Annotated in this window: 19 protein-coding genes; 8 read left to right on the top strand and 11 right to left on the bottom strand. The window is 44.4% G+C overall.

Features of this window, described 5'->3' with window-relative positions:
- Positions 1 to 63 precede the first annotated feature (63 nt).
- The 3 genes from D0X99_RS12105 to D0X99_RS12095 are packed head-to-tail and all read right to left on the bottom strand — an operon-like array spanning position 64 to position 1985.
- A complete protein-coding gene (locus D0X99_RS12105) occupies positions 64 to 867 on the bottom strand; it encodes a 3-keto-disaccharide hydrolase (RefSeq protein ID WP_119478085.1) in 804 nt (267 codons plus the stop codon).
- 5 nt (positions 868 to 872) lie between these two features.
- On the bottom strand, positions 873 to 1631 hold the full coding sequence (locus D0X99_RS12100; RefSeq protein WP_119478084.1) for an SDR family NAD(P)-dependent oxidoreductase: 759 nt from the start codon (positions 1629 to 1631) through the stop codon (positions 873 to 875).
- Positions 1632 to 1646: 15 nt separating this feature from the next.
- Entirely contained in the window at positions 1647 to 1985 is a 339-nt protein-coding gene (locus D0X99_RS12095; RefSeq protein WP_199708078.1) for a nucleotide pyrophosphohydrolase, read from the bottom strand.
- A gap of 195 nt (positions 1986 to 2180) precedes the next feature.
- On the opposite strand from D0X99_RS12095, the gene D0X99_RS12090 reads away from it, so the two are divergent.
- Positions 2181 to 3743 (top strand): M81 family metallopeptidase, encoded by a 1563-nt coding sequence (locus D0X99_RS12090; protein ID WP_119478083.1) that lies wholly within the window; start codon positions 2181 to 2183, stop codon positions 3741 to 3743.
- A 61-nt stretch (positions 3744 to 3804) separates the two neighbouring features.
- On the opposite strand, the gene D0X99_RS12085 is transcribed toward D0X99_RS12090, so the two are convergent.
- The 3 genes from D0X99_RS12085 to D0X99_RS12075 form a co-directional block, all read right to left on the bottom strand.
- A complete protein-coding gene (locus D0X99_RS12085; RefSeq protein WP_158587703.1) occupies positions 3805 to 4377 on the bottom strand; it encodes a DUF4136 domain-containing protein in 573 nt (190 codons plus the stop codon).
- 83 nt (positions 4378 to 4460) lie between these two features.
- A complete protein-coding gene (locus tag D0X99_RS12080; RefSeq protein WP_119478081.1) occupies positions 4461 to 5057 on the bottom strand; it encodes an outer membrane beta-barrel protein in 597 nt (198 codons plus the stop codon).
- 103 nt (positions 5058 to 5160) lie between these two features.
- The gene (locus D0X99_RS12075; RefSeq protein ID WP_119478080.1) at positions 5161 to 5772 is read right to left on the bottom strand and encodes a DUF4136 domain-containing protein; all 612 of its coding nucleotides are present in this window, start codon (positions 5770 to 5772) and stop codon (positions 5161 to 5163) included.
- A 320-nt stretch (positions 5773 to 6092) separates the two neighbouring features.
- Here D0X99_RS12075 and D0X99_RS12070 point away from each other — a divergent pair, with 320 nt between their 5' ends.
- Positions 6093 to 6467, top strand: a complete 375-nt coding sequence (locus D0X99_RS12070; RefSeq protein WP_119478079.1) for an iron chaperone — start codon at positions 6093 to 6095, stop codon at positions 6465 to 6467.
- Here D0X99_RS12070 and D0X99_RS12065 read toward each other — a convergent pair.
- A complete protein-coding gene (locus D0X99_RS12065) occupies positions 6464 to 7732 on the bottom strand; it encodes an aminotransferase class V-fold PLP-dependent enzyme (protein ID WP_119478078.1) in 1269 nt (422 codons plus the stop codon). The two genes, D0X99_RS12070 and D0X99_RS12065, sit on opposite strands and share 4 nt — an antisense overlap.
- Positions 7733 to 7816: 84 nt before the next feature.
- A complete protein-coding gene (locus tag D0X99_RS12060) occupies positions 7817 to 9301 on the bottom strand; it encodes an ATP-binding cassette domain-containing protein (protein WP_119478077.1) in 1485 nt (494 codons plus the stop codon).
- Between the two features lie 175 nt (positions 9302 to 9476).
- Here D0X99_RS12060 and D0X99_RS12055 point away from each other — a divergent pair, with 175 nt between their 5' ends.
- Entirely contained in the window at positions 9477 to 10232 is a 756-nt protein-coding gene (locus tag D0X99_RS12055) for a DUF3575 domain-containing protein (protein WP_119478076.1), read from the top strand.
- A gap of 106 nt (positions 10233 to 10338) precedes the next feature.
- Here D0X99_RS12055 and D0X99_RS12050 read toward each other — a convergent pair whose 3' ends face one another.
- Entirely contained in the window at positions 10339 to 10716 is a 378-nt protein-coding gene (locus tag D0X99_RS12050; RefSeq protein ID WP_119478075.1) for a hypothetical protein, read from the bottom strand.
- On the bottom strand, positions 10713 to 12119 hold the full coding sequence (gene rlmD, locus D0X99_RS12045; protein ID WP_119478074.1) for a 23S rRNA (uracil(1939)-C(5))-methyltransferase RlmD: 1407 nt from the start codon (positions 12117 to 12119) through the stop codon (positions 10713 to 10715). Before rlmD ends, D0X99_RS12050 begins: the two co-directional genes overlap by 4 nt.
- 146 nt (positions 12120 to 12265) lie before the next feature.
- Between rlmD and D0X99_RS12040 the strand changes: the two genes are divergently transcribed.
- From D0X99_RS12040 to D0X99_RS12025, 4 genes are all read left to right on the top strand, one after another.
- Positions 12266 to 13078, top strand: a complete 813-nt coding sequence (locus tag D0X99_RS12040) for an SDR family oxidoreductase (RefSeq protein WP_119478073.1) — start codon at positions 12266 to 12268, stop codon at positions 13076 to 13078.
- Positions 13079 to 16999 carry an AAA domain-containing protein gene (locus D0X99_RS12035; protein WP_119478072.1) on the top strand — a complete coding sequence of 1307 codons (3921 nt, stop codon included), beginning with the start codon at positions 13079 to 13081 and terminating at the stop codon, positions 16997 to 16999.
- A gap of 134 nt (positions 17000 to 17133) precedes the next feature.
- The gene (locus D0X99_RS12030; RefSeq protein WP_119478071.1) at positions 17134 to 17469 is read left to right on the top strand and encodes a helix-turn-helix domain-containing protein; all 336 of its coding nucleotides are present in this window, start codon (positions 17134 to 17136) and stop codon (positions 17467 to 17469) included.
- The gene (locus tag D0X99_RS12025) at positions 17463 to 18764 is read left to right on the top strand and encodes a type II toxin-antitoxin system HipA family toxin (protein ID WP_119478070.1); all 1302 of its coding nucleotides are present in this window, start codon (positions 17463 to 17465) and stop codon (positions 18762 to 18764) included. Before D0X99_RS12030 ends, D0X99_RS12025 begins: the two co-directional genes overlap by 7 nt.
- Positions 18765 to 18770: 6 nt before the next feature.
- On the opposite strand, the gene D0X99_RS12020 is transcribed toward D0X99_RS12025, so the two are convergent.
- Positions 18771 to 19541 (bottom strand): YdcF family protein, encoded by a 771-nt coding sequence (locus tag D0X99_RS12020; protein ID WP_119478069.1) that lies wholly within the window; start codon positions 19539 to 19541, stop codon positions 18771 to 18773.
- Between the two features lie 163 nt (positions 19542 to 19704).
- Here D0X99_RS12020 and D0X99_RS12015 point away from each other — a divergent pair, with 163 nt between their 5' ends.
- The gene (locus tag D0X99_RS12015; RefSeq protein ID WP_119478068.1) at positions 19705 to 22650 is read left to right on the top strand and encodes an FAD-binding and (Fe-S)-binding domain-containing protein; all 2946 of its coding nucleotides are present in this window, start codon (positions 19705 to 19707) and stop codon (positions 22648 to 22650) included.
- Positions 22651 to 22680 lie beyond the last annotated feature (30 nt).

Genomic DNA, 22680 nt, shown 5'->3' with positions numbered 1-22680 from the left:
AAATGCCCTGAAGAAATTCCGGGCATTTTTTGATTCTCAAGCCGAGGCCTTTTTAGCTTGGTCTTAATTGATTATTAATGGCTTCAATTCCACTTTTCGAAAAAAAATCTCAGCGCCTTCGGATTGGATTTGAATTTTTCCTTTGCTGGGTTTTACTCCGGATGCTTGGTTGACTAGTTTTCCGTTAAGGAAAATGCTGATTTTATCTCTTTCCACCATACATTCTATCCGGTTCCATTGACCAACGGGATTTTCCGCATCCTGAGCTCCTCGAAAATCGATCATGTCTTTCCATTCCGGATCCCGGCCATACCAATTAACTCTCCCACGGTTTACAGTTGTTTCTTTTCCACCCGGTAAAAAAACAGGTGAGCTTCCTTGCTTTTCCTCCGCTACTGGGCTGGTGATGCTGAAATTTTCCGATCCGTCACCCACCACGATAAAATCCCCCGTGCCTCCTTCGATCAATTGACACTCGATCGAATACATCCAAATGCCTTCGGATCCTCCGTCTTCCCCGACTGAATGAAGTAAAATTCCGGAGTCCCGGGCATTATTTACCCTAGGTTCAAAGGTTTGATCTCCCCATTTGAATTCTGCGATCAGTCTGTAATTTTCAAATTCATCCAAGGTGGTGATGCAGCCCCATTCCTCTCCGGATATTCGGATCATGCCATCCTGCACCGTAAAGACCTTTTTTGGATCGATGTCTCTCCCCCGATTTTGAACAAATGTGTACCAACCTTCCAGATTTTTGCCGTTGAACAGGGAGATTGTTTTTTGTTTTTTTCCTGATTTCTCCAATTGTTGAGCAAAAGATGTCCAGCAAAGAGAAAAAAGCAGGCAAAGAAAAATGACTTGCTTCATCAATTCTATTTGGTTAAGATGCCTCCATCAATCGTGAATGCTGATCCCGTGATCCATGAGGCTTCCTCTGAAACCAGAAAAAGAGCCAGGGACGCGATGTCTTCCGGTTTTCCCAGTCGCTTCATCAGCGTGTTGTTGGCGGTTTGTTGGACAATTGATTCAGGGTTTTCAAAGGCTTTGGCCGAATCCCAAATCAAAGGTGTGTCCACCGGTCCGGGGCAAATCGTATTCACCCGGATTTCGGGCCCATAATCCAATGCCATTTCTTTCACCAATGCAACCAAGGCAGCTTTACTGGCGCAATAGGCCGCATGGTTTGGAAAAGACTTAAAGGCAGCGATGGAACTGTTGATCAGGATTACTCCTTTTCCTGTTTTTTTCAATTCCGGTATCGCAAACCGGCTGAGGTAAAACACGGAATTGAGATTGGTTGCAAGAGTGTAATCCCATTCCTCCAGCGAAATATCGGTCACCGATCCGATGCCCAGATTTCCGGCATTGGTGACGATGATGTCCAACTTTCCAAAATGCCGTAGCGCTTCACTGACCAGCCGAGCATTGACTTCCGGCTTGGAGATGTCCCCTTTTACAAAAACCGCCTTTTTTCCAAATTCATTGAGGCTTTTTACAAGGTCCAGCCCTCGTTCGGTGTCTCTTCCACTTAGGATCACAGATGCCCCTTCTCGGATGAAAAGCTCTGCAATTGCTTTTCCCATTCCGCTGGTAGCTCCAGTGACAATGATGGATTTTCCTTCTAGTTTCACTTTAGGAAGTTGGGGTTATTTGAGTTTTTCGTTGTCCCGGTGGCGGTTAATGTCCCGGATATTCTTCTTTTCAAAGTTCTTCTTCATAGCCTCTGTCAAATCCACGCCGGTTTGGTTGGCCAGGCAGATCAACACCCAAAGTACATCCGCCATTTCATCGCCCAGATCCTTTCCTTTGTCGGATTCTTTGAAAGATTGTTCCCCATAGGTTCGAGACATGATTCGGGCTAATTCTCCTACTTCCTCCATCAGGATGGTCATATTGGTAAGTTCGTTGAAGTACCGGACCCCGACCGTTTTGATCCAGTGGTCGACTTGGGCTTGGGCTTCGGAGAGGGTGATTTCGTCAGGCATTTTGCAGTCTATTTTATTTAGAAAAGTGGAATTTAGTCCTTCGTATTCCAAATAGAAAATGCCGCAAACTTATATTTCAAGAATGTCCTGGTTTCTTTGTTTTTGCTGTTTTTCCCATGGAAAAGAACTAATCCACCTGTTGATTTTGGGTAGGGAAGAATTTATAGGTTAATTCAAAATTGAAACCCTGTCCTTATGAAAATCATCCTTTCATTTTTACCTCTGATATTCCTTTTTGGATCCTGCACACAAAAGGAAGAACAAACTTCCCTTCCAAGAATTGCCATTGCCGGACTGGCAATTGAGTCCAGCACATTTTCTCCTGCCCAAACTCATGAAGAAGCTTTCAAAGCCCGAGTGGATGAAGATGTGTTTACCTTTTATCCCTTTTTGGCTCCCGATTCTGCTGACAGAAAGCGGGCGATTTGGATTCCTACACTTCGAGCTCATGCTTTGCCGGGCGGCATTGTAACGAGGGAAGCGTATGAGTCTCTGGTAACTCAAACACTCGAACGGCTTAAAGCCAACCTTCCTTACGACGGACTATTCTTTGACATTCATGGTGCCATGAGCGTGGTGGGCTTGGACGATCCTGAGGGAGATTTTATCACCCGAGTTCGTGAGGTGGTAGGGTATGAAACAATCATTTCTACCTCCATGGATTTGCATGGAAATGTATCCATGGTGCTTGCTCAAAACTCCGACCTGATCACCTGCTACCGAATGGCGCCCCATGAGGATGCCATGGAATCCAAAAAGCGGGCGGTGGAAAACTTATTGGAAAGACTGGAAAGTGGAAAAGGAAAGCCTGAATTCAAAGCATGGATTCCGGTTCCGATTTTGCTTCCCGGCGAAAAGACAAGTACCCGAATTGAGCCGGGAAAGGGATTATATTCTAAAGTCGATCCTGTAACAAAAGACGAGGGAATCATCGATGCGGCGATTTGGATTGGTTACGCCTGGGCAGACGAACCGAGAAACCATGCAGTGGTCATGGTCACCGGAGACGATCAGGAAAAAGTAAAAAACGCAGCCGAATACTTGGCAAAGAGCTTTTGGGAAGTGCGATCCCAATTTGATTTCGTAGCACCAGTAGCAAGCTTGGATGAAAGTTTGAAAATGGCCTTGGGCAGCGAGAAGCGTCCTTTCATGATCTCTGACATGGGTGATAATCCTACGGCTGGGGGAGCAGGGGATGTGACCTGGACTTTGCAGGAAATCCTGAAGCGACCTGAATTCAAATCAGATAAGGGGCCTTCATTGATTTATGCTTCCATTCCCGGTCCTGAGTTGGTAGAAAAAGCAATTGTTGCAGGAATAGGAGGGAAGGTGGAAGGGATGGTAGGAGCTGCGGTTGATAACCGATTTGCTCCTCCGATTTTGCTCTCAGGAACTGTTGAAGCGATCAAAGACGGAGATAAAGACGCTGAGGTCGAAGTGGTGGTCAAAGTGGGCTCTGTTCATGTGATCGTGACCAAAAAGCGAAAACCTTATCATTATGAAAAGGACTTTACCGATTTGGGGCTTAATCCTAGGGAAACAGATATTGTGATGGTGAAAATCGGATATCTGGTTCCGGAATTGTACGACATGCGGGGGGATTGGATCATGGCTCAGACTCCGGGTGGAGTGGATCAGGATCTTGAGCGATTGGGACACAAACGAATCATCCGACCCATGTATCCACTGGATAAGGATATGCCCGACCCGGATTTGACTGCGAGATTTGTTCCGCAATCAGGATCCAAAGGCAACTAAAAAAAACAGCCGGGTTTAATAGCCCGGCTGTTTAATGTGAAGTCATTCGATAGGGAAAAAATCATTCTTTATGCTTTACGGGTAGCTTCATGAAAATATGACTGACTGCTTTTTTTAAATCTCCTTCCACATCGGTTTCAAATGAAATTTGTTCTTCCGCCCAGCCTCTCCAGAGGAGCTTGCCGGTTTTAGGTTCGTACATTTCAATGGTCAGGATACCTTCTTCGTAGTTGTTTTGGGTGATCTGACCTCCGCCCACCGGCATGGCACCACCCACATAATATCCCGGGCCTCCTATTCCGACGCCCACACTTACCGAGGGAGATTGATTGTAGGAAACTCGATTTTCGATTCGCGTGTCAAACTGAAATACAGCATCGGGATTTTCCACATCCAGTTTGAAGCCTTTTTCCAAAAGTTCCTCGTTGGCCAAATCCAGGATATAGCGCGCATAGCGCTTTTCCCCTTCCTTGTTTTCTTCCACAAAGTGCTCCAAATTGACCCAAGCATAAGTTTTGTAGTCTTTTAAATCGACCCCTTTTGCTTTGTATGAATAGGTCTGCATCATGGTGGAGCAGGAACTCACTACCACAGTAAGGAGGAGTGCGGGAATTGTTCTTAGGAATTGATTCATTTTTGACAGTCCGATTATTGATGTAAAAAAAAGCAGAGGATGGTCATTGACCATCCTCTGCGGATAAAAAATCTAACCAAATATTAATTACCCATGAATACGTAGCCGATATTGAACGACACGTAAGATTGAGTTGATTCAAAATCACCTGCGGCCAATCCCAGGTTGTATTTTGCTGAAAAGTTGATACCGGCATATCTACTCAATGAGTAAAGGAAGCCGACTTGGGGAGTGAAGGCAAAGCTCCATGCATCCTGAGTAAATCGGTAAATTCCCATGTCAGTAGCTCTTTCGGTGTAAATCGTACCCACCCCCAATCCAACATAGGGATTGAAATCTTCTCCAGGCTTAATGAAGTAATCAGTAGCCACCATGATAGGGAAGCTGTTGACATATCGGTATTGCTTTCCGCTAACGGTGCGGTTGTCTATTGTGTATGTGTCATATGGTCTTTCATCATAAAACACATTCCATCCGGTGTAAAAACCTACGCCCAGATTAGGTTGCACCATCTTACGATAATCAAGAGTAAAACCTCTACCGCTAAAGTTGGAGGTATAATCCCCCATATCACCTGTCGCCAGACCCATGGAGTAGGAAGTTGTAGTCAGGCTTTGGGCATTGGCTACGGAAGCCAGTACCATTACCAAAAAGGCTGATATTATTAGAAACTTTTTCATCTGTTTATATTTTGTTTTTAAGGTCAGATGGAATCTCGCATCGTTGATATTCGTTGCATGGTATGACGATTACGTGTCGAGCTCGATTTCATGACTTTAGAAATTAATTGATTTTCAAATATGGAGATTGAACAAAAGCCTGATCAATCGCATCAGTCACCCGAGTAATATCCCCAACACCGGATGCAAGTCCATTGGCAGCCATAATCCATGCTGCTTGTGATCTGTTTACCGGATTATCAATATTTGGATCTGCCAGGGTAATGATTACCGTGCCAGTGGTGTAGGTGGAAACAGAATAGTAAGGAGGATAATACCAACCCCATCCGTAGCCATACCACCAATCATACCAGTAGCTATAGAATACCGTGGTATTTTTCATCGCTGCAGGAGTGACAACGACATCAGGTTTTTGACTGATATTTACCTTAGTCCAACCATAGTTCGCCATGTTGGCCTCTATGTTTTGCAGGATCGGCTTGGCGTACACGTCTTTCATGTAAACAAAAGTGGTGTCTCCATCTTCGATCTCTACATCAATCACAATTTTGTCCGGAATGGAATAGGTGTTTCGTGCACTGAAATCAAAATCTACATCGTACGTCGTGTACGTAATGTCCGTGTCCTCGTAGTACTCCATTCCGTCAGGATAACAACTCCAGAGGGCAAGGCTTGCTGTCATTGCCAGCAACATCCTTGAAAAATTACTTTTCATTGTCGTTTTAGTTTGGTTTGTTCAAATGAATTTTTAATTGAATTAACAGAGGCAAATAAACATACTTGGTGAATGAAAATTCATGATTAAAATCATTCTGCATGGGAATTTTAGACTTTTTGGATTGACTAAAATTGAATGTAAAACAATTGACAATCAGGGTGTAAAAAGGGATTTGATTTAAGGATAATGACACCAGTTCTTTAAACGAAGTCGTTTAGTTATCTTGTCCTAGAGTAATGGGGCTTACCAGGTTTTATTAATCAAACAACAGGAAATAGCTCATTCTTTAGTAAAAACATAAGCCAAAAAATGCCATTATGAATCCTAAAGCTCAATCTGTGGAGGAGTATATAAATTGGTTTACCGGTGATCTAAAAGCCCGGCTTGAATTGATTCGGGAGACTTTGAAAAAGGCAATACCGGAAGGCAAAGAGGTTATAAGTTACCATATGCCGGCAATCAGAACATCCGAAGTTCTTGTCTATTTCGCTGCAGCAAAAAATCACATTGGATTATATCCAACCAACAGTGGAGTGAGTGAATTCAAAAAGGAACTGGAAGAATACCAAACCAGCAAGGGAGCCATCCAATTCCCTCACAACAAGCCTTTACCGCTGGACTTGATTTCGGATATTGCCATCTTTAGGAAATTTGAGGTGGAAGCCAAGCCTCCCAAAACGAAAAAACCTTAACCTAAAATCCCGGGAAGTTTTTGGATAAGCCTGTCCAGTTCTTCTTTGGAATTGTAAATGTGGGTAGAAATTCGGATCGCATTGACTCCACCTTCAGGAACTTGCCGGATTCGAAAGCCCATTTTTCCCAGTTCATTACCAACTTGCTGATAAGAGGCGTTTTTTGGACGGAAAGAGACCATTGAGATTCTGGATTTGGCCTCTGCTGAGGAAAGCATTTCAATTTTATTTCCGAATTGCAAAAGGTTTTCGAAAAGGTACTGATTCAATTCCCTGACTCGGGATTCAATTTTTTCTTTCCCGATTTCAAGCTGAAAATCGATCGCAGCAGAGACGCCTTTCATCAGCGTGGTGCTTTGGGTTCCGTAATCGAACCGATGCGCTGATTCAGCATAGCCTTTGAGAATCGGTGGAATACTGGTCATGTCCCAACCGGAGTCACTTGCTCCTCCGATATGAAAAGGTTGCAAGCGCTCAAGCATATCTTCCCTTACATACAAAAAAGCAGTCCCACTGGGTCCGTTCATCCATTTGTGACAGCATCCCGCATAGAAATCGCAGTCCAGGTCCTTTATATTGAGGTTAAAAGATCCTGCGCCATGTGCACCATCGATCGCGGTGATTACCCCGCGGTTTCGGGCAAATTCTGAGATTTCTTTGATGGGAAAGACCAAACCCGTGGTACAGGTGACATGGGGGATAGCCAAAACCTTGGTTCTTTGGGTCGTTAGACTTTGAATAAGAGTCAGATTTTCTTCCTGAGTGGCCTTTGGTTCGAAAGTTTTCAAAACAATACCGTGAAGCTTTGCCCGATTGAGCCAAGGGAGGGCATTTCCGGCATGATCATGTTTGGTGACAATCACCTCATCTCCGGCTTGGAGGGAAATTCCCCAAGCCATGATATTGATGCCTTCAGTGGTGTTGTGAGTGAGACTGAGTTCGTTGGTTTTGACTCCTAGGAAGGAAGCCAGTTTTTCTCGCTCCTGATCGGTATGCCCGTATTCCCCAGTGGTATTGATGTGGAGGTAGGACTCTTCCATTGCCTTCATGACAGAGTAGGTAGCCGGGCCGAAAGTCCCGTTATTCAGGTAGGCCCGTTCTTTGGTTAGCGGAAACTGTCCCCTGATTTGATCCCAGAATTCCTCATTGGTCAGATTCTGATTGATTTTTTGCACCTTTTTCTCATTCGAAGGAGCAAAGCTTACCAAACCAGGCAAAGCAAGTCCGGCGGTGACTTTTTGAATAAAATCTCTTCGGCTTTTCATGATTAACTCATCTGATGATTGAGTTAGGAAATCTTTCCCAAAAAGAAAAGCTCTGCCTAGGAATGGATTAAAGCCCAGATTGAATCAGCTGTTTTGGGTCAATTCTTTGACCTTGTCTACCGCTTCGGGTACGTCCTCGGGATAATGACTAACATAGATCAGGGCCACTTGGCTATGTTCGCAGATTCTTTGTACCGTCTCTCTGAAAAGTACCCGCTGCATGTCATCTAAGCCTTGAGACGCCTCATCCAAAATCAGGACTTTGGGCTTTTTGATCAATGCCCGAGCTAGAAGTGTCCATCGCTGATGGGCAAGTGAAAGTCGTTGGATGGGAATGTCCTTTACTTGATCAAGATCAAAAAGTTTCAGCCAGGACTCAGCTGTTGACTCTTGTTCAGGAGTTGTTTTTTTAAACAAGCCCATAGTATCAAACAATCCGGAAAGGATCACTTTGCGGCAGGTTTGGTTGGTTGGAAAAAAACGACTGAGTTCAGGTGCCATGAATCCAATTGGCCGCTTGACATCCCAAATGCTTTCTCCGGTGCCTCTTTTTCTTCCGAAAAGGTTAATTTTTTGTGAGTATGCCTGAGGGTTTTCTCCGATTAGCAGACTGATCAAGGTAGACTTTCCCGAGCCGTTGGGACCTTTTAGCAGCCAGCGTTCACCAGCTCGTATTTCCCAAGATAGGTGTTGTAGGATTTTCTTTTCTCCATATCGAATGCATACTTCATCCAGTTGGATCAACTTTTCATTGGATGGAGGCAATTGGGGAACCAGTTTTTCCAAGAGCCCCCAATCCCAGTTTAACCTATCCGAGGAATGTTCCTCATGGGGGAAAGCTTCGCGGGTCCAAGTCTGAGAAACACCGGAAGAGTTTAATTTGGCCACGTGGGTGATTCCCTCGGGGATTTCATCTGGTGAAGTGGTAATCATCACGTGAACCCCTGCTTGGATTATCGCCCTCAGAATGCCTCCAAACTCTGCACGGGTTTGTGCATCAAGTCCGGTCATAGGTTGATCCATCAGGTAAATCATTGGCTGACGCATCAGTCCCAAAGCCAAAACCAGTCTTCGCGTTTCCCCATTGGATAGTTTTAGCAAGGATTGATCAAGAAGATGACTGAGATTCAATATCTGAGTGGTTTTTTCTAGAGTCCAGGGTCCGGTTTGATGAGGCTGTACCTGTTGCAAGTATTCCTTTACAGTCGATGCATCCTCAGCTTTATTGGAATTGAATCGCTGTTGGAAGTAAAAGTTCTGCTGATTTGAACGGTTTTTCAGCTCGTACTTTTGGGAAACATAAGACATCAAGTCCCGAAAGCTGTGGACTTGTCCATCGAGATTCTTTTTTTGAAGGTAGGAGGATGCAAAATGACGGGTGATCTCTCCGGATGACACTACGGTGTTTCCTCTTAGCGTTTCCAAAAAAGCAGTGAGTTCTTTTCCGGAATTGCTTATGATGGCCCAGTGTTGTCCTTTTTTCCAAGCAAAGTCCAGAGCTTCAAAAACCCCGATCCCTCCCTGTTGGACTCTTGCAGATTGGATGTCAATGAGTAATTTGTCTTTCACAGGAGGTCATTTTTTCAGGTCAATATACCAAACTCAAATCAAGCATCGAATTTCATTTTTCCCCAGGTAAAACATGATTTTAATCATCAGAATTCATGAGTTGGATTCCGGTTAATTAAAAAAGAAACCTCGAAATTCAAACAAAAAAGACTTATCACCAGCCCCTATCCATGTTATGAGAACCGTTCTCTTTTTCGTTCTTGTTGTCCTTTCAGTGCAATTTTCCCAAGCGCAGGACACCACCGCTTTGAGTTTGCGCAGAAACACCTTCAAAATCGATTTGACAGGAAATTTACTTTATCGCAATGCACTCAACTTATCATATGAGCGGGTGGTCAAAAGAAATCAAAGCTTTGTCGTGACTGCTGGATATCAGGAATTTCCCAAAATGGCCTCTTTTGGGGAAAATGTCGAAGGAAAAAAAGAAGATAACCGGAATGGTTACAAATTTGGAGGCGAGTACCGGTTTTACCTTCAAAAGGAAAATAAATTTGCAGCCCCAAGGGGAGTTTACATTGGACCATACGTTACTGCTTTAGGATTCAAATCGGACCGTAAAATTGTCTACTCCGGAACAGATGTTCCTGAAGAAGCCAATCTTAATTCAAAGCTGAATATCGTCAGTGTAGGTGCACAATTAGGCTATCAATTTGTCTTTAACGATCGGTGGTCGATTGACTTGGTATTGATAGGACCTTCCTACTCCAGATACAATTTCAAAACTCAATTGAATGGAGATTTTGAGTTTGACCCGGACAATGTTGAAAATGAAATTCTTCAAGCCATAATTGAAAAATTTCCCATGTTAGATGACCTCCTTGACCAAAAGGAATTGAATTCATCCGGCACATTGGACACTTGGGCTTTAGGATATAAGTATCAGTTTCTGATTGGATATCGGTTTGGGAAATACAAGAATCTTAAAAAGTAGTCTTTGAGAAGTGGTAAGAGTTCACTTGAGTAGAACTGTTTTAAACTTATGATAATCAATAATTAAAAAGGCTTTATCTCGATCAGAGGTAAAGCCTTTTTAATGGTCAGTCATTTGGATAAGGAATGTAGACGAAACTGGTAAAGGCCCCATCCATGACGAACAGGCAGCAGAATTCATCCGGGTCTTTGTATGCTTTTTTGAAGTCCTCGAGGGCTTCCTCTGCGATCAGTTTTCGTTGGACAAACTCATCCAAAAAAGTGATGAAGTAATTCCAGTCCAGGTTTTTTTCTGCCTTTCCGATGAAAATTTTACCGATAGGCTGCATCTCCTTTGAAATCGGAAATATCGGGTAATCGGAAAATCCCAGTGACCGAACCTGATAGGAAGCTTCTTTTAGAACGTCACAAATCTTGACAAAATCACTGGTAATAGTTCCCAGATATTTTCCGCTCAGTTCGGGATCATTGAAATCTGAAATCATTTTTGAAGCGTTAAGAGTACGACATTTTCGACGTGATAAGTCTGGGGAAACATGTCCACGGGTTGGACTTTTTCTACCCGATATTTTTCTCCCAAGATGGCCAAATCCCTGGCTTGCGTGGCAGGATTACAGGAGACGTAAACAATCTTTGGGGCTTCCAAACGGAGCAGCATTTGGACTACTTTTTCATCCATCCCGGCTCTTGGTGGGTCGGTGATGATGACATCCGGAGCAGAATGATTCGCTACAAATTCATCTGTCAAAATATCCTTCATGTCTCCGGCGTAGAAAAGCGTGTTTTCGATTCCGTTGATTTTTGAATTCAGTTTAGCGTCTTCGATTGCCGCTTCCACATATTCCACTCCGATCACCTGCTTGGCTTTTTTGGCTACGAAATTGGCAATCGTTCCGGTACCGGTATAAAGGTCATAGACTACCTCGTAGCCTTGCAAGTCGGCGAAGTCGCGGGTTACGGTGTAAAGTTCGTAGGCCTGTTCGGAGTTGGTTTGGTAAAACGATTTGGGACCGACCCGAAATTTGAGTCCTTCCATTTCTTCTTCGATGTAGGGTAGCCCAGCAAAAGTCACGAGTTCCAAATCGTGGAATTTTTCATTCCCTTTGGTGTTGATCACGTAGAGAAGGGAAGTAATCTCTGGGAATTTAGTCTTCAAAAATTCCATCACAAGCTTAATTGACTCAGGGTCATTTTCTCCAAACTGGACAATCACCATGGTTTGACCGGTGCTGGTGCTACGTATAATCAGATTTCTGAGTAAGCCCTTTTGATTACGGATGTCGTAAAAGCTGAGTTGATTTTCCCTGGCAAAGGCCCGAAGTTCATTTCTCACTTCATTGGAAATACCGCCTTGAAGGTAGCAATGCTCAATGTCGATAATCTTGTCAAACATTTTTGGAATATGAAATCCAAGCGCATTCCGCTCAAACTCTGCTCCCGAATTGATTTCCTCGCGGGTGAGCCAACGGGAATTGGAAAAGGTAAAATCCAGCTTGTTGCGATAGTATTGGGTTTTGGCAGAACCCAAAATCGGGAGTATTTCCGGAATTGGGACTTTGGCGATTCGCTGAAACTGATCCAAAACTTGCTGCCGCTTGTAGGTTTTTTGCAAATCATAATTGATATGCTGCCACTTGCAACCTCCGCAGGTACCGAAATGACTGCAAAAAGGTTCGATACGATCTTTGGAATACTCATGAAACCTGATGGCTTCACCTTCCATGAATGAACTTTTTCCCTTGGTGATCCGAACATCCACCACGTCTCCGGGAGCGACATTGGATACAAATACCACCTTTCCTTCGTGATGACCGACACATTTTCCCTCTGAGGCAATGCGTTCAATCAGTAGATTGGTGATGACCTTATTTTTCATTTTTCGCGACATGGCCGCAAAATTAGGGAAAAAGAGGGAGACGGTGATTGGATCTACCACCTTTGGGGTTTTCGAAAATTCCGAAGGCCCAGATTGAATGCGATTGAAAAATGGTTCAAAAGAAGCATTTCCGTATCTTTATCCCACAAATTTTACCCATGAAATTCAAAGACAAAGTCGTCGTGATCACTGGGGCAACCTCTGGAATAGGAGAGGCCTGCGCAGAAGTTTTTGGAAGGGAAGGAGCCAACGTAGTCATAACAGGTAGAAATTCCGCAAAACTGGAACAAACAGCAGTTAAACTACGGTCAAAAAATATTAAAGTGCTTGCTATTTTGGCTGATGCCGGATCTGAAGCAGATAATAAACGAATGGCAGAAGAATCACTTTCCAGATTTGGACGAATTGATGTCCTGATCAATAATGCAGGAATTTCCATGCGTGCCCTATTTCAGGATATTGATTTGGAAGTTTTCCGAAAAGTCATCGATACAAATTTCTGGGGAACAGTATATGCCACCAAGTTTTGCCTACCGGCCATTTTGGAATCCAAAGGCTCGATCATCGGAATTTCTTCGATCAATGGCTACCGAGGAACACCTGCGCGAACAGCTTACACTGCTAGCAAATATGCGATGAACGGATTTTTCGAATCCCTACGAACCGAGGTGATGAATCAGGGGGTCCATGTCCTAGTGGCTTGTCCGGGATTTACTTCATCAAATATTCGAAATAATGCACTCACCGCTGATGGCAAATCCCAGGGTGAATCTCCAAGGGATGAGGCCAAGATGATGACGCCATTGGAAGTGGCCGAAAGTATACTTAAGGCAACCTTAAAAAGAAAGCGTGACCTGGTACTTACAGTTCAGGGAAAGCTGGCTGTCTTTTTGAATAAATGGATTCCGGGAATTATGGATGGAATGGTCTATCGGGAAATGGCTAAAGAAAAGGATTCTCCGATAAAGTAAATGGCTGATAGTATTTTCCAAACCTATCTCAATCGGCTTACCGATCTGTCTTCCAAAAACAGATCATTGTATTTGGCGAAGCTGGAAGGAACTGGTTTGATGGATGTCCGAAATTTTGATTTTTTAAACGGTGAACCCGCTTTCGAAATCATCCGAAAGCTAATTCAAAAGAAAATTCAGTTTCCGTTGATTCCAGAGGTTGATCCAAGAATGGGAGAAACCAATCAACTCTCAAAAAGCCTTTCCAGAATTGCATTTCAGGACCAGTTGACGCAGGAGGAGACCGGGGAGCAAAGTCTCTTTTTGGCTTGGCCGTTTGTGGAGGGAAAGCTCATCAACGGACAGATATTGCGGGCGCCGATTCTGATGATTCCGATTAGTTTGGTACGGAAAAATGGGGATTGGATCCTTAAACCCCAAAATCCCTGGCAATGGAACCCTGCATTTTTACTTGCCTACAGACATGCTTATGGTAATGGATTGGATATGGATTTACTGGATTCTGCGTTGCAGGAAGGCTCAGATGATTCCACCGAGTTTAGAACTCAGCTTTCTAAAATCCTTTCCGAAAACTTCTCACTTCAACTGAGTTCGACAATTTTTGAAGATCAAATCACTCCTTTTCCAAATTCCCAAGTCAATCTCGATCAAAGCCGGTTTGAGGATGGAAGATTGGTATTGAAAACCTACGCTGTTCTTGGGCAATTTGCGCAAAAGGGAAATTTCCTTTTTCGGGAATATGAAGAATTGATTTCGCAGCATGGAGAATTATCCCTTGAGGAACTGTTCTTGAGGTATTTTGACTCGGATGAAAATTTACCGATACCAAGAGAAGAACAGCTTTTTCCTGTTTTCTCCCTAGATGCTTCTCAGGAAAGTGTTTTGGTGAAAGTCAGACAAGGCAGGAGTTTAGTGGTAGAGGGGCCTCCTGGTACGGGTAAGTCTCAGCTGATCGCCAATCTGGTTTCGGATTTCATTGCGAGGGGTAAAAAAGTCCTGGTTGTTTCCCAAAAACGGGCTGCTTTGGACGTCGTCTTTGATCGCATGGCAAAGGCTGGATTTGGGGACTTTTTAGCCTTGATGCATGATTTCAGAGCAGATCAGCGCTTGCTTTTCGAAAAACTCCGGATTCAAATCGACGCAATTGATTCCTATCAGGAGCAAAATCGGGGAATCGATTCCATTCAATTGGAGCGGGAGATTTCCCAGCTTTCTCGGACGATAAGTATACTTTCCGAAAAATTTGAAGGACTAAGAAAAGCGCTTTATGAGGTGAAACCTGCTGGAATTCCGGTAAAGGCCATGTACCTACAGGCTAAAATCGGTAGTCCAGCCGTAAATGCTTCTGCCCAACTTCTTAAACTTGACTTTGATCAATCTTTAGAATTTGAAAAGAAGTTCCGAGTTTTTCATGCGTATCACCAACAATTCAAGGATAGTTTTTGGGAAAGCCGACTGACTTTTGCTGATGTTGAGCCTGCAAATTTTGGACGAATTCTCCAAAGTCTTTCAGAAATCGAAGAATTCAGAAACTCTATTCCAAGCCAGATTGATTTCAAAAAGGGGCTAGAACTGGTGCATTCACTTCTGAATTCAGATGCGTTGGTAAACGCGATTTTTCTTCTGAAAAAATCACTCAGCCATCTTCCCAACCCGAAAGAATCACTAGCCCTTACTTTTCAGCCCAAGGAAATAAAAAAGCTAGCAAAAATTCAGGACTGGTTAGGTAAGACGGTTCAGGAGACTTCGCTATTAAAGTTGAAACTGTCCGACGATTTAACCTTACTTATTAACCTGATTTCAGAACTTGGTATCCTATTGCCAAGATCCCGATCTTTTTTCGGAAAAATCATCTCCAGGTGGACGAGAAGTAAGTTTCCGCTCAGCTTTCAGGCATTGGCGGAAAATGGGTTAAAGTTTGATTTTGACGCTTTGTCAACACTCGAAAAGGAGGCAAAAATCAGGATAAGATTGCAGGAGGAATTTCGGGATCTACCTATAATCGACTTTTTTGAATTAGGGCAGTTTTCTCCGGATTCCATTCAACTTCAGTTGGATCGGATCAACCGGATTTTGTATTGGATCAGGGATTGGAAAGCTATTCCAGAGATCCATGAATTAGGGGATTGGCAAAACCTGGACTTACAGGCCTTCGATTTCCGCTTGTCAGAGATTTTCAATTGGGCAAAGGGTTTTGAGATTTCTTCCCGAAGTTGGAAACTTTGGTTGAGTCAGAGACAGATCCTCGATGTACTACGGGAAGGCCTGACGCCGCTTTTCCTGGATAGGGAATTGATTTTAACCCAGGCTTTTTCAGAGCTGATTGCTTTTGATCGGTTTCGAAGGGAGTGGGGAACTGAGCATCTGGAATTGGCAAAAGAAATTGAAACTCAATTTCCCGGGCATGATATCGAGTCAAAAATCTCTGCTTTTCGAAATGGCTGGTACTTGGCTTGGATTGGGGATTTGGAACGTAGAAACCCTGTCTTGTCCGAAGCTGGCAGTTTAAAGTTGAGTCATGAAATGGATGAACTCAAAACTGCAATCCTTGAAAAGCGCAAGATTTCCCGTCATATGGCCCAGCTTCGGCTCCGCGAACAGGTAAGTTCGCAGCTTGAAGTAAATCGACTCGGCAATAGGGTAACTTATCGGGAACTCCACCATCAGGTGAGCAAGAAGCGCTTGCGATGGTCAGTCCGAAAGTTGGTGGAGGAGTTGGAAACTGAGGTTTTTCGGTTGCTTCCTTGTTGGTTGGCAAGTCCCGAGACGGTTTCTGCTTTGTTTCCTATGAAGCAGGCTTTTGATTTGGTGATTTTTGACGAGGCATCCCAATGCCAGGTAGAGCGGGGACTTCCAGCTATGCTTCGGGGCAAGCAGGTTGTTGTGGCTGGGGATTCCAGGCAGTTGAGGCCTTCTGATTTTTACCAAGTCAAGTGGGAATCTGAAGAGGAAGGGATGGAATATGAGGCTGAGTCGCTCCTCGAACTGTCAGGGCATTTCTTTGAAAAGCAGCAGCTCAAAGGCCATTATCGCTCAGCAGATCCGGGTTTGATCCATTTTTCCAATTCACATTTTTACAATGATCAATTGGAAACCTTACCTGATTACCAAACAGTGAAGTTGGGCCGGACTCCTTTTTCTTGGGAAAAAACAGAAGGAATCTGGGAAAATCAGGTTAACAAGACTGAAGCCGATGCAGTGGTGGAACGAGTGAAAATTATTCAACATTCTTTCCCAAACGATTCGATCGGGATAGTGACTGGAAATTATTTCCAGATGGAGCTGATCCGGGAAAAACTTTGGAATGCTGGATTTCAGGATGGGGATATCAAAGTCCGGAATATCGAAAATGTGCAGGGGGATGAGTTTGATCAGGTGATCCTTTCGTTGGGATATGCTCCTAATCGGGAAGGGAAACTGATTACCAACTTTGGTCTGCTCGGAAAAGCCGGTGCAGAAAACCGACTGAATGTTGCGATTACCCGGGCAAGAAAAAATATGCATGTGATCAGCAGTATTGAGCCGGAGGATTTCCGTCCTGGTCAGATTCAAAATCCCGGCTTGGCTTTGCTTCGGGAGTTTTTGGGTTTTGTAAAAACTCAAAGCAAGCAGCGCGATATTCCTTCACCGGAGGCCAAGGCCAAGGGGTATGAGGTGGATTGGAGTTTGAAAAACTGGCTTTTATTGTTGGATTCCAATTATTCCAAAGAGATTCCCTCTTCGGTGATGGATTTGGTGAAAAGGGATTTGGAAGGAAATCAGGCTGCAGTTTTGACCGATGACCAACGATTTTTTAGTTCACCTTCGGCAAAGGCCGCTTTGGCCTACCATCCAATTTTGCTCGAAGAAAAGGGATGGAAATGGGAGTGGAAATGGAGTAGAAGCAGTCTTTTTTATACTTTGCTATTATCTATCTATTAATGCATGATTTAGCACTCATTAAAATAAAAAATATCATTTAATGAATGATTTATCATTCGCTAAATAATTTAAATAATGTATGAAATATCATTCGTTAATTTGTATTTTTGTGCTTAACGAATGATATTTCATGTATGGTATATCGGGATTTAAGTGACTTGGCCATTCTCCGGATGATTGGAGATTTCATCAAAAAGAAGCGGATGGCTCTCAATAAGACTCAGGACCAACTGGCCGAGGAGGCAGGGATGAGCCGCTCTACGCTCAGTTTATTAGAGCGCGGCGAAAAGGTCCAGTTGTTGACCTTGATCCAGGCGCTTCGGGTTTTGGATGAGTTGCAGCTTTTGGAGGCCTTTGAAATCAAGCAGCAGATCAGTCCGATTGAGTACATCAAGCTCCAAAAGAAATACGAGCGACAGCGCGTACGTAATTCAGATTTGGCAGCCGAAAATCCCCCATCTGAATGGTAGTTGCGGCTGAAGTTTGGCTTTGGGATCGGTTGGCTGGGGCGGTGCTTTGGGACGGAAAAGAACAACTCGCCAGTTTCGAGTTTGATCAGGGCTTTTTTAGATCGGGATGGGATATCGCGCCAATCACCATGCCTCTGAGGCAGGGAAAGCGAGTCTACGCTTTTCCGGAAATCCGGCGGGGAAGAACTGATGCTTTTGACACCTTCAGAGGTCTCCCCGGGCTTTTGGCTGATATGCTTCCGGATAAATACGGAAATAGGCTGATCAATGCTTGGTTGGCCCAAAACGGCCGCCCGACGGACAGCCTCAACCCGGTGGAATTACTTTGCTTTATCGGAAAAAGAGGAGTAGGGGCTCTTGAAATCAAGCCATCCCTTCGGCAGGAATCGGCCAAGGCAAGTTCCTTGGAAATTGAAAGTTTGGTGGGGATTGCCAATAAGATCCTGAATTCACGGGAAGATTTTCAGACTGACTTATCCAAGGAAGAAGAAGCCGCTTTGGCCGATATCCTTAAAATCGGTACTTCGGCGGGTGGTGCCCGGGCAAAGGCAGTCATTGCTTTCAATCCCAAAACAGGTGAAGTGAAAAGTGGTCAGGTAAAGGCTCCTACGGGTTTTTCCCATTGGATCATAAAGTTTGACGGGGTGACGGATACGCAATTTGGCACTTCTTCGGGCTATGGCCGGGTGGAAATGGCCTATTATCTGATGGCGAAAGAAGCTGGAATTCAGATGAGTGAGTGCCGGCTTTTGGAGGAAAAGGGGAGAGCTCACTTTATGACCAAGCGCTTTGACCGAACGGAAACTGGAGAGAAAATTCATATGCAAAGTCTCTGTGGACTTAGGCACTTTGACTTTAATCAGGTGGGTGTATATAGTTATGAGCAGGTGTTTGAGACGATGCGGATGCTGAGATTAACCTATCCCGAGGCCGAGCAACAATTTATCCGGATGGTATTTAATGTATTGGCGAGAAACTGTGATGATCACACCAAGAATTTTGCATTCCTGATGGACCAAAGTGGTAAATGGTCGCTTTCTCCGGCCTATGATGTCTGCCATGCTTTCCGGCCCGGTAGCTTGTGGGTGAGTTCCCAATCTCTGACCGTAAATGGAAAACGGAATCAAATCACCGAAACTGACTTTCTGGAAGTGGCCAGACAAATGAATATCAAAAAGCCTCAGGAAAAAATCGAGCAGGTCAAATTGGCCGTGAAAAAGTGGTCGTCTTTTGCTGATGAGGTAAAAGTCGAACCCAAACTACGGGATTCCATTCAGGCTACGCTTTTGGCTTAGGTTGCCTTAGATATATCCTGCCACTTTATACATTAATAATCCAATCCATTCCTTTACGAGCTTATGCCAATTGGACAAAGAATCCGGACTAGGGTATAAAAGACCAGGTAGATCAAATTTGATATCGTGGGAATAATAGTCGACGGGAAAAGTCTCGGTTTGCAAGCCGACTTTGTCAAAGCAGCCTTTTGCCCGGGTCATGTGAAAAGCCGAGGTGATCAATAAGAATTCCTGATCCATCGGGATGCTGTTTTTCTCTAAAAACACCTTGGTAAAAGCTGCATTTTCGCGTGTGTTTTTACTTTGATCCTCGATCATTATATCAGATTCGGGCATCCCAGTCATGATCAAAAAGCGCATTAGCACCTCCGATTCGGATTGAGGATTGACAGGATTTAGCCCCTGACCACCGGTGATCAGTATTCTTTTGATTTTGCCCATGCGGTAGAGCTGGAGAGCGTGGGTGATTCGGTCAGCCCCTTTGTTAAAAAACGTGCGGTCATAGGCTGTTTTACTTAAGTTGGTGACTCCGGTGAGCACGATACCTATTTCATGGTTTTCAATCTCCTCAAAGGACTTGTATTCATGTTCCCAAGCCAGCAAAGCCAGATTGGATAAAAATGGATTGGTGAAAAAGAGCATAAGCCCGATCCCTGTCCAAAGAATTTTTTTTCCCCATTTTCTCCGGATAAAAACTGCTCCGCTAAGGATCATGATCAGTACAACCGTCAGCGGCATGGCCAAAAAACTCAGAAACTGGGAGAGATAGAAGAACATGGTGGTTTTGGTTTGTGGCAAAGAAAAGCGGGAAAACCTCAATATTCAAATTCAAAGAGCAAAGCTCAATTTGTTTTGATTTATTGATCATTGTGTTTGGTTATTGAAAATTGATCATTGATAATTTTATTTCTTTAATCTAGGCAGAAAGCTATTTTTGAACATGAGTTCAAACCAGCCTAACCTATTGCCTTTGTTGGATAGTCTTTCTACCCAACTGGAGGGAAGCCTACACTTCGACCGACTGACCAAAACCCTGTATGCCACCGATGCTTCTGTCTATCGGGAGATGCCTTTGGCTGTCGCTTTTCCCAAGTCAATCCCTGACATTCAAAAGTTGATTCATTTTGCTTCTGAACACGGGACTTCTCTGATTCCCCGCACGGCAGGTACTTCCCTTGCCGGTCAATGCGTTGGCAATGGCATCGTGGTCGACGTATCTAAGCACTTTACACAAATCCTAGAATTCAACAAAGAAGAACGCTGGGTTCGTGTGCAGCCTGGAGTGGTTCGCGATGAATTGAATCGCTTTTTGAAACCTCACGGATTATTTTTCAGCCCGATTACCTCCACCGCCAACCGTGCGATGATTGGCGGTATGGTCGGCAATAATTCCTCTGGTACCACTTCGATCGTTTATGGGGTAACCCGTGATAAGGTGATTTCACTCAACACTGTTTTAAGTGATGGGAGCGAGGTAGTTTTCGGAGAAATTTCGCAGGATGATTTTGACCGAAAGTGTGGACAAAAAAATCTGGAGGGAACGATTTACAGACAGATTTTTGACGAACTCAATAATCCCGAAAACCGGGAGGAAATCCATGCCCAATTTCCCAAGCCCACTATTCATCGCCGAAATACTGGCTATGCAGTGGATGAATTGCTGAAAGCAGAGCTTTTTGAAGGAAAGGAAAAATTCAATTTCTGTAAACTTTTGGCAGGTTCGGAAGGTACCTTGGCATTCACGACCGAAATCAAAATCAGCCTTGATCCGCTTCCTGATCCGATCGAAATCGTGGTGGCTGCCCACTTCGAAAGTATCCACGAAAGCATGAAATCTGCTCAGGTGGCGATGAAGCATCCGACCACTGCGGTGGAACTGATGGACAAAATCATCCTGGATTGCACCAAGGAAAGCATCGAGTATAGTAAAAACCGATACTTTGTCGAAGGCGATCCGATGGCGATTCTGATGATCGAATTTCGAGGAAAAACGCTGGAAGAAGCCATGGCAAAAGGGGAGGCTTTGGTCGCTGACCTAAAAGCCGCCGGTTATGGTTATGCCTATCCGATCATTGAGCCTGCTAGAGTTGCCTCAGCTTGGGCACTAAGGGCAGCAGGCTTGGGTTTGCTGGGAAATATCCCCGGTGATCCCAAAGCAGTTGCCTGTATCGAAGATACGGCTGTGGATATCGAGGACTTGGCCGATTACATCGATGAATTGGATGAAACACTTAAGGGATTTAACCAAAACCCGGTGCATTACGCGCATGCCGGTGCCGGGGAGATTCACATGCGTCCAATTCTCAATCTGAAAAAGGCTGAGGACGTAGAGGAGTTTTACCAGATTTCTTTGGCTTCCGCCAAATTGGTCAAAAAATATCAAGGTTCGCTTTCAGGCGAACATGGAGATGGTCGGGTTCGGGCTGCGTTTATTCCGCTGATGGTGGGCGAAAAGAACTACGAACTTTTCCGTCGGATTAAATACACCTGGGATCCAAAAAACATCTTCAACCCGGGTAAAATCGTGGATGCAGCGCCCATGAATAAATTTTTGCGCTACGAACCGGGAATGCACACGCCCGATCCGGAGACCATACTCGACTTTTCTTCTGTAGGAGGAATTCTAAGACTGGCTGAAAAATGCAACGGCTCCGGAGACTGTAGAAAATTGCCGGGTTCGGGTGGTACGATGTGTCCATCTTTCATGGCAACTCGCGATGAAAAAGACACTGTTCGAGGAAGAGCTAATACGCTACGGGAGTTTTTGACTCTCGACAAAAAGGAAAATATTTTCGATCACCCGGAGATCAAGGAAGCCTTGGATCTTTGCTTGAGTTGTAAAGGTTGTACCGCAGAATGCCCTTCCAGTGTGGATATGACCAGCATGAAGGCCGAGTTTCTTTATCAATACCAGAAAACTCACGGCGTTCCACTTCGCTCCAAGGCCTTTGCTTACATCAATGAGCTCAATGAATTGGGATCAAAAATGTCGGGAATTGCCAACTTCTTCTTGGGAAACAAAGCAACCGGTGGAATGATGAAGTCAGTCTTGGGAGTTGCTCCTCAGCGAAATCTCCCAGAAATCAGCCCAATCAGTCTTCGGAAATGGTATAAAAAGAACTATGCTTCCTTGCCGGGACCAGCCAAGACAATCAAGTCGGTTTATTTCTTTGTGGATGAGTTTACCAACCATAACGATACCCAGATCGGAATTAAAGCGATTTCACTTTTGAAAAAACTGGGCTATGAGGTAAAAGTGGTGGACCACGAAGAAAGTGGTAGATCTGCCCTATCCAAGGGACTTTTACTTAAAGCCAAAAAGCATGCGGAGGCCAATGTTAGAATCTTTGAAAAACTGATCGATGGCAACACCCCATTGATTGGTTTGGAACCCTCAGCGATTTTGAGTTTTCGGGATGAATATCCACGGATTGTCAGCCCGGATCTGGTGCAGGCAGCAAAGAAACTCAAGTTCCATGCTAAGTTGATCGATGAGTTTCTGGGCCAGGAAGTTGCTGCAGGAAACATCAAGGCTGAATCGTTTACCTCCAAACCCCAAAAAATCAAGTTGCATGGTCATTGCCATCAAAAGGCTCTTTCCTCGGTAAGTTGGACCCAAAAGATTCTTTCCCTCCCTGCCAATTATACCGTAGAAACAATCCCAAGCGGCTGTTGCGGGATGGCTGGGTCATTCGGATATGAAGCAGAACATTATGAAGTTTCCCAGCAAGTAGGGGAGTTGGTGCTGTTTCCGGCAGTGAGAAAAGCCGAAGCAGATACCCTGATCGCTGCTCCGGGCACTTCCTGCCGTCATCAGATTGCGGATGGTACAGGGCGAAAGGCCAAGCATCCGGTGGAGATTCTTTGGGAGGCCTTGAATTTGTAAAAGCCTGCTAGTTGGGTTTCACGGTTCCCG

Origin of the sequence: Algoriphagus lacus, assembly GCF_003583985.1 — a bacterium.
Classification (GTDB): Bacteria; Bacteroidota; Bacteroidia; order Cytophagales; family Cyclobacteriaceae; genus Algoriphagus; species Algoriphagus lacus.
The sequence above is the reverse complement of the archived record's forward strand: the minus strand, read 5'-3'. Positions and strand labels throughout refer to the sequence as shown.

What these genes read in the sequence shown, in the direction of transcription:
- D0X99_RS12105 (WP_119478085.1), bottom strand. Translation starts at nt 867, where the DNA reads ATGAAGCAAGTCATTTTTCTTTGCCTGCTTTTTTCTCTTTGCTGGACA.
- D0X99_RS12095 (WP_199708078.1), bottom strand. Translation starts at nt 1,985, where the DNA reads ATGCCTGACGAAATCACCCTCTCCGAAGCCCAAGCCCAAGTCGACCAC.
- D0X99_RS12090 (WP_119478083.1), top strand. Translation starts at nt 2,181, where the DNA reads ATGAAAATCATCCTTTCATTTTTACCTCTGATATTCCTTTTTGGATCC.
- D0X99_RS12085 (WP_158587703.1), bottom strand. Translation starts at nt 4,377, where the DNA reads ATGAATCAATTCCTAAGAACAATTCCCGCACTCCTCCTTACTGTGGTA.
- D0X99_RS12080 (WP_119478081.1), bottom strand. Translation starts at nt 5,057, where the DNA reads ATGAAAAAGTTTCTAATAATATCAGCCTTTTTGGTAATGGTACTGGCT.
- D0X99_RS12075 (WP_119478080.1), bottom strand. Translation starts at nt 5,772, where the DNA reads ATGAAAAGTAATTTTTCAAGGATGTTGCTGGCAATGACAGCAAGCCTT.
- D0X99_RS12070 (WP_119478079.1), top strand. Translation starts at nt 6,093, where the DNA reads ATGAATCCTAAAGCTCAATCTGTGGAGGAGTATATAAATTGGTTTACC.
- D0X99_RS12065 (WP_119478078.1), bottom strand. Translation starts at nt 7,732, where the DNA reads ATGAAAAGCCGAAGAGATTTTATTCAAAAAGTCACCGCCGGACTTGCT.
- D0X99_RS12055 (WP_119478076.1), top strand. Translation starts at nt 9,477, where the DNA reads ATGAGAACCGTTCTCTTTTTCGTTCTTGTTGTCCTTTCAGTGCAATTT.
- D0X99_RS12050 (WP_119478075.1), bottom strand. Translation starts at nt 10,716, where the DNA reads ATGATTTCAGATTTCAATGATCCCGAACTGAGCGGAAAATATCTGGGA.
- rlmD (WP_119478074.1), bottom strand. Translation starts at nt 12,119, where the DNA reads ATGTCGCGAAAAATGAAAAATAAGGTCATCACCAATCTACTGATTGAA.
- D0X99_RS12040 (WP_119478073.1), top strand. Translation starts at nt 12,266, where the DNA reads ATGAAATTCAAAGACAAAGTCGTCGTGATCACTGGGGCAACCTCTGGA.
- D0X99_RS12035 (WP_119478072.1), top strand. Translation starts at nt 13,079, where the DNA reads ATGGCTGATAGTATTTTCCAAACCTATCTCAATCGGCTTACCGATCTG.
- D0X99_RS12030 (WP_119478071.1), top strand. Translation starts at nt 17,134, where the DNA reads ATGGTATATCGGGATTTAAGTGACTTGGCCATTCTCCGGATGATTGGA.
- D0X99_RS12025 (WP_119478070.1), top strand. Translation starts at nt 17,463, where the DNA reads ATGGTAGTTGCGGCTGAAGTTTGGCTTTGGGATCGGTTGGCTGGGGCG.
- D0X99_RS12020 (WP_119478069.1), bottom strand. Translation starts at nt 19,541, where the DNA reads ATGTTCTTCTATCTCTCCCAGTTTCTGAGTTTTTTGGCCATGCCGCTG.
- D0X99_RS12015 (WP_119478068.1), top strand. Translation starts at nt 19,705, where the DNA reads ATGAGTTCAAACCAGCCTAACCTATTGCCTTTGTTGGATAGTCTTTCT.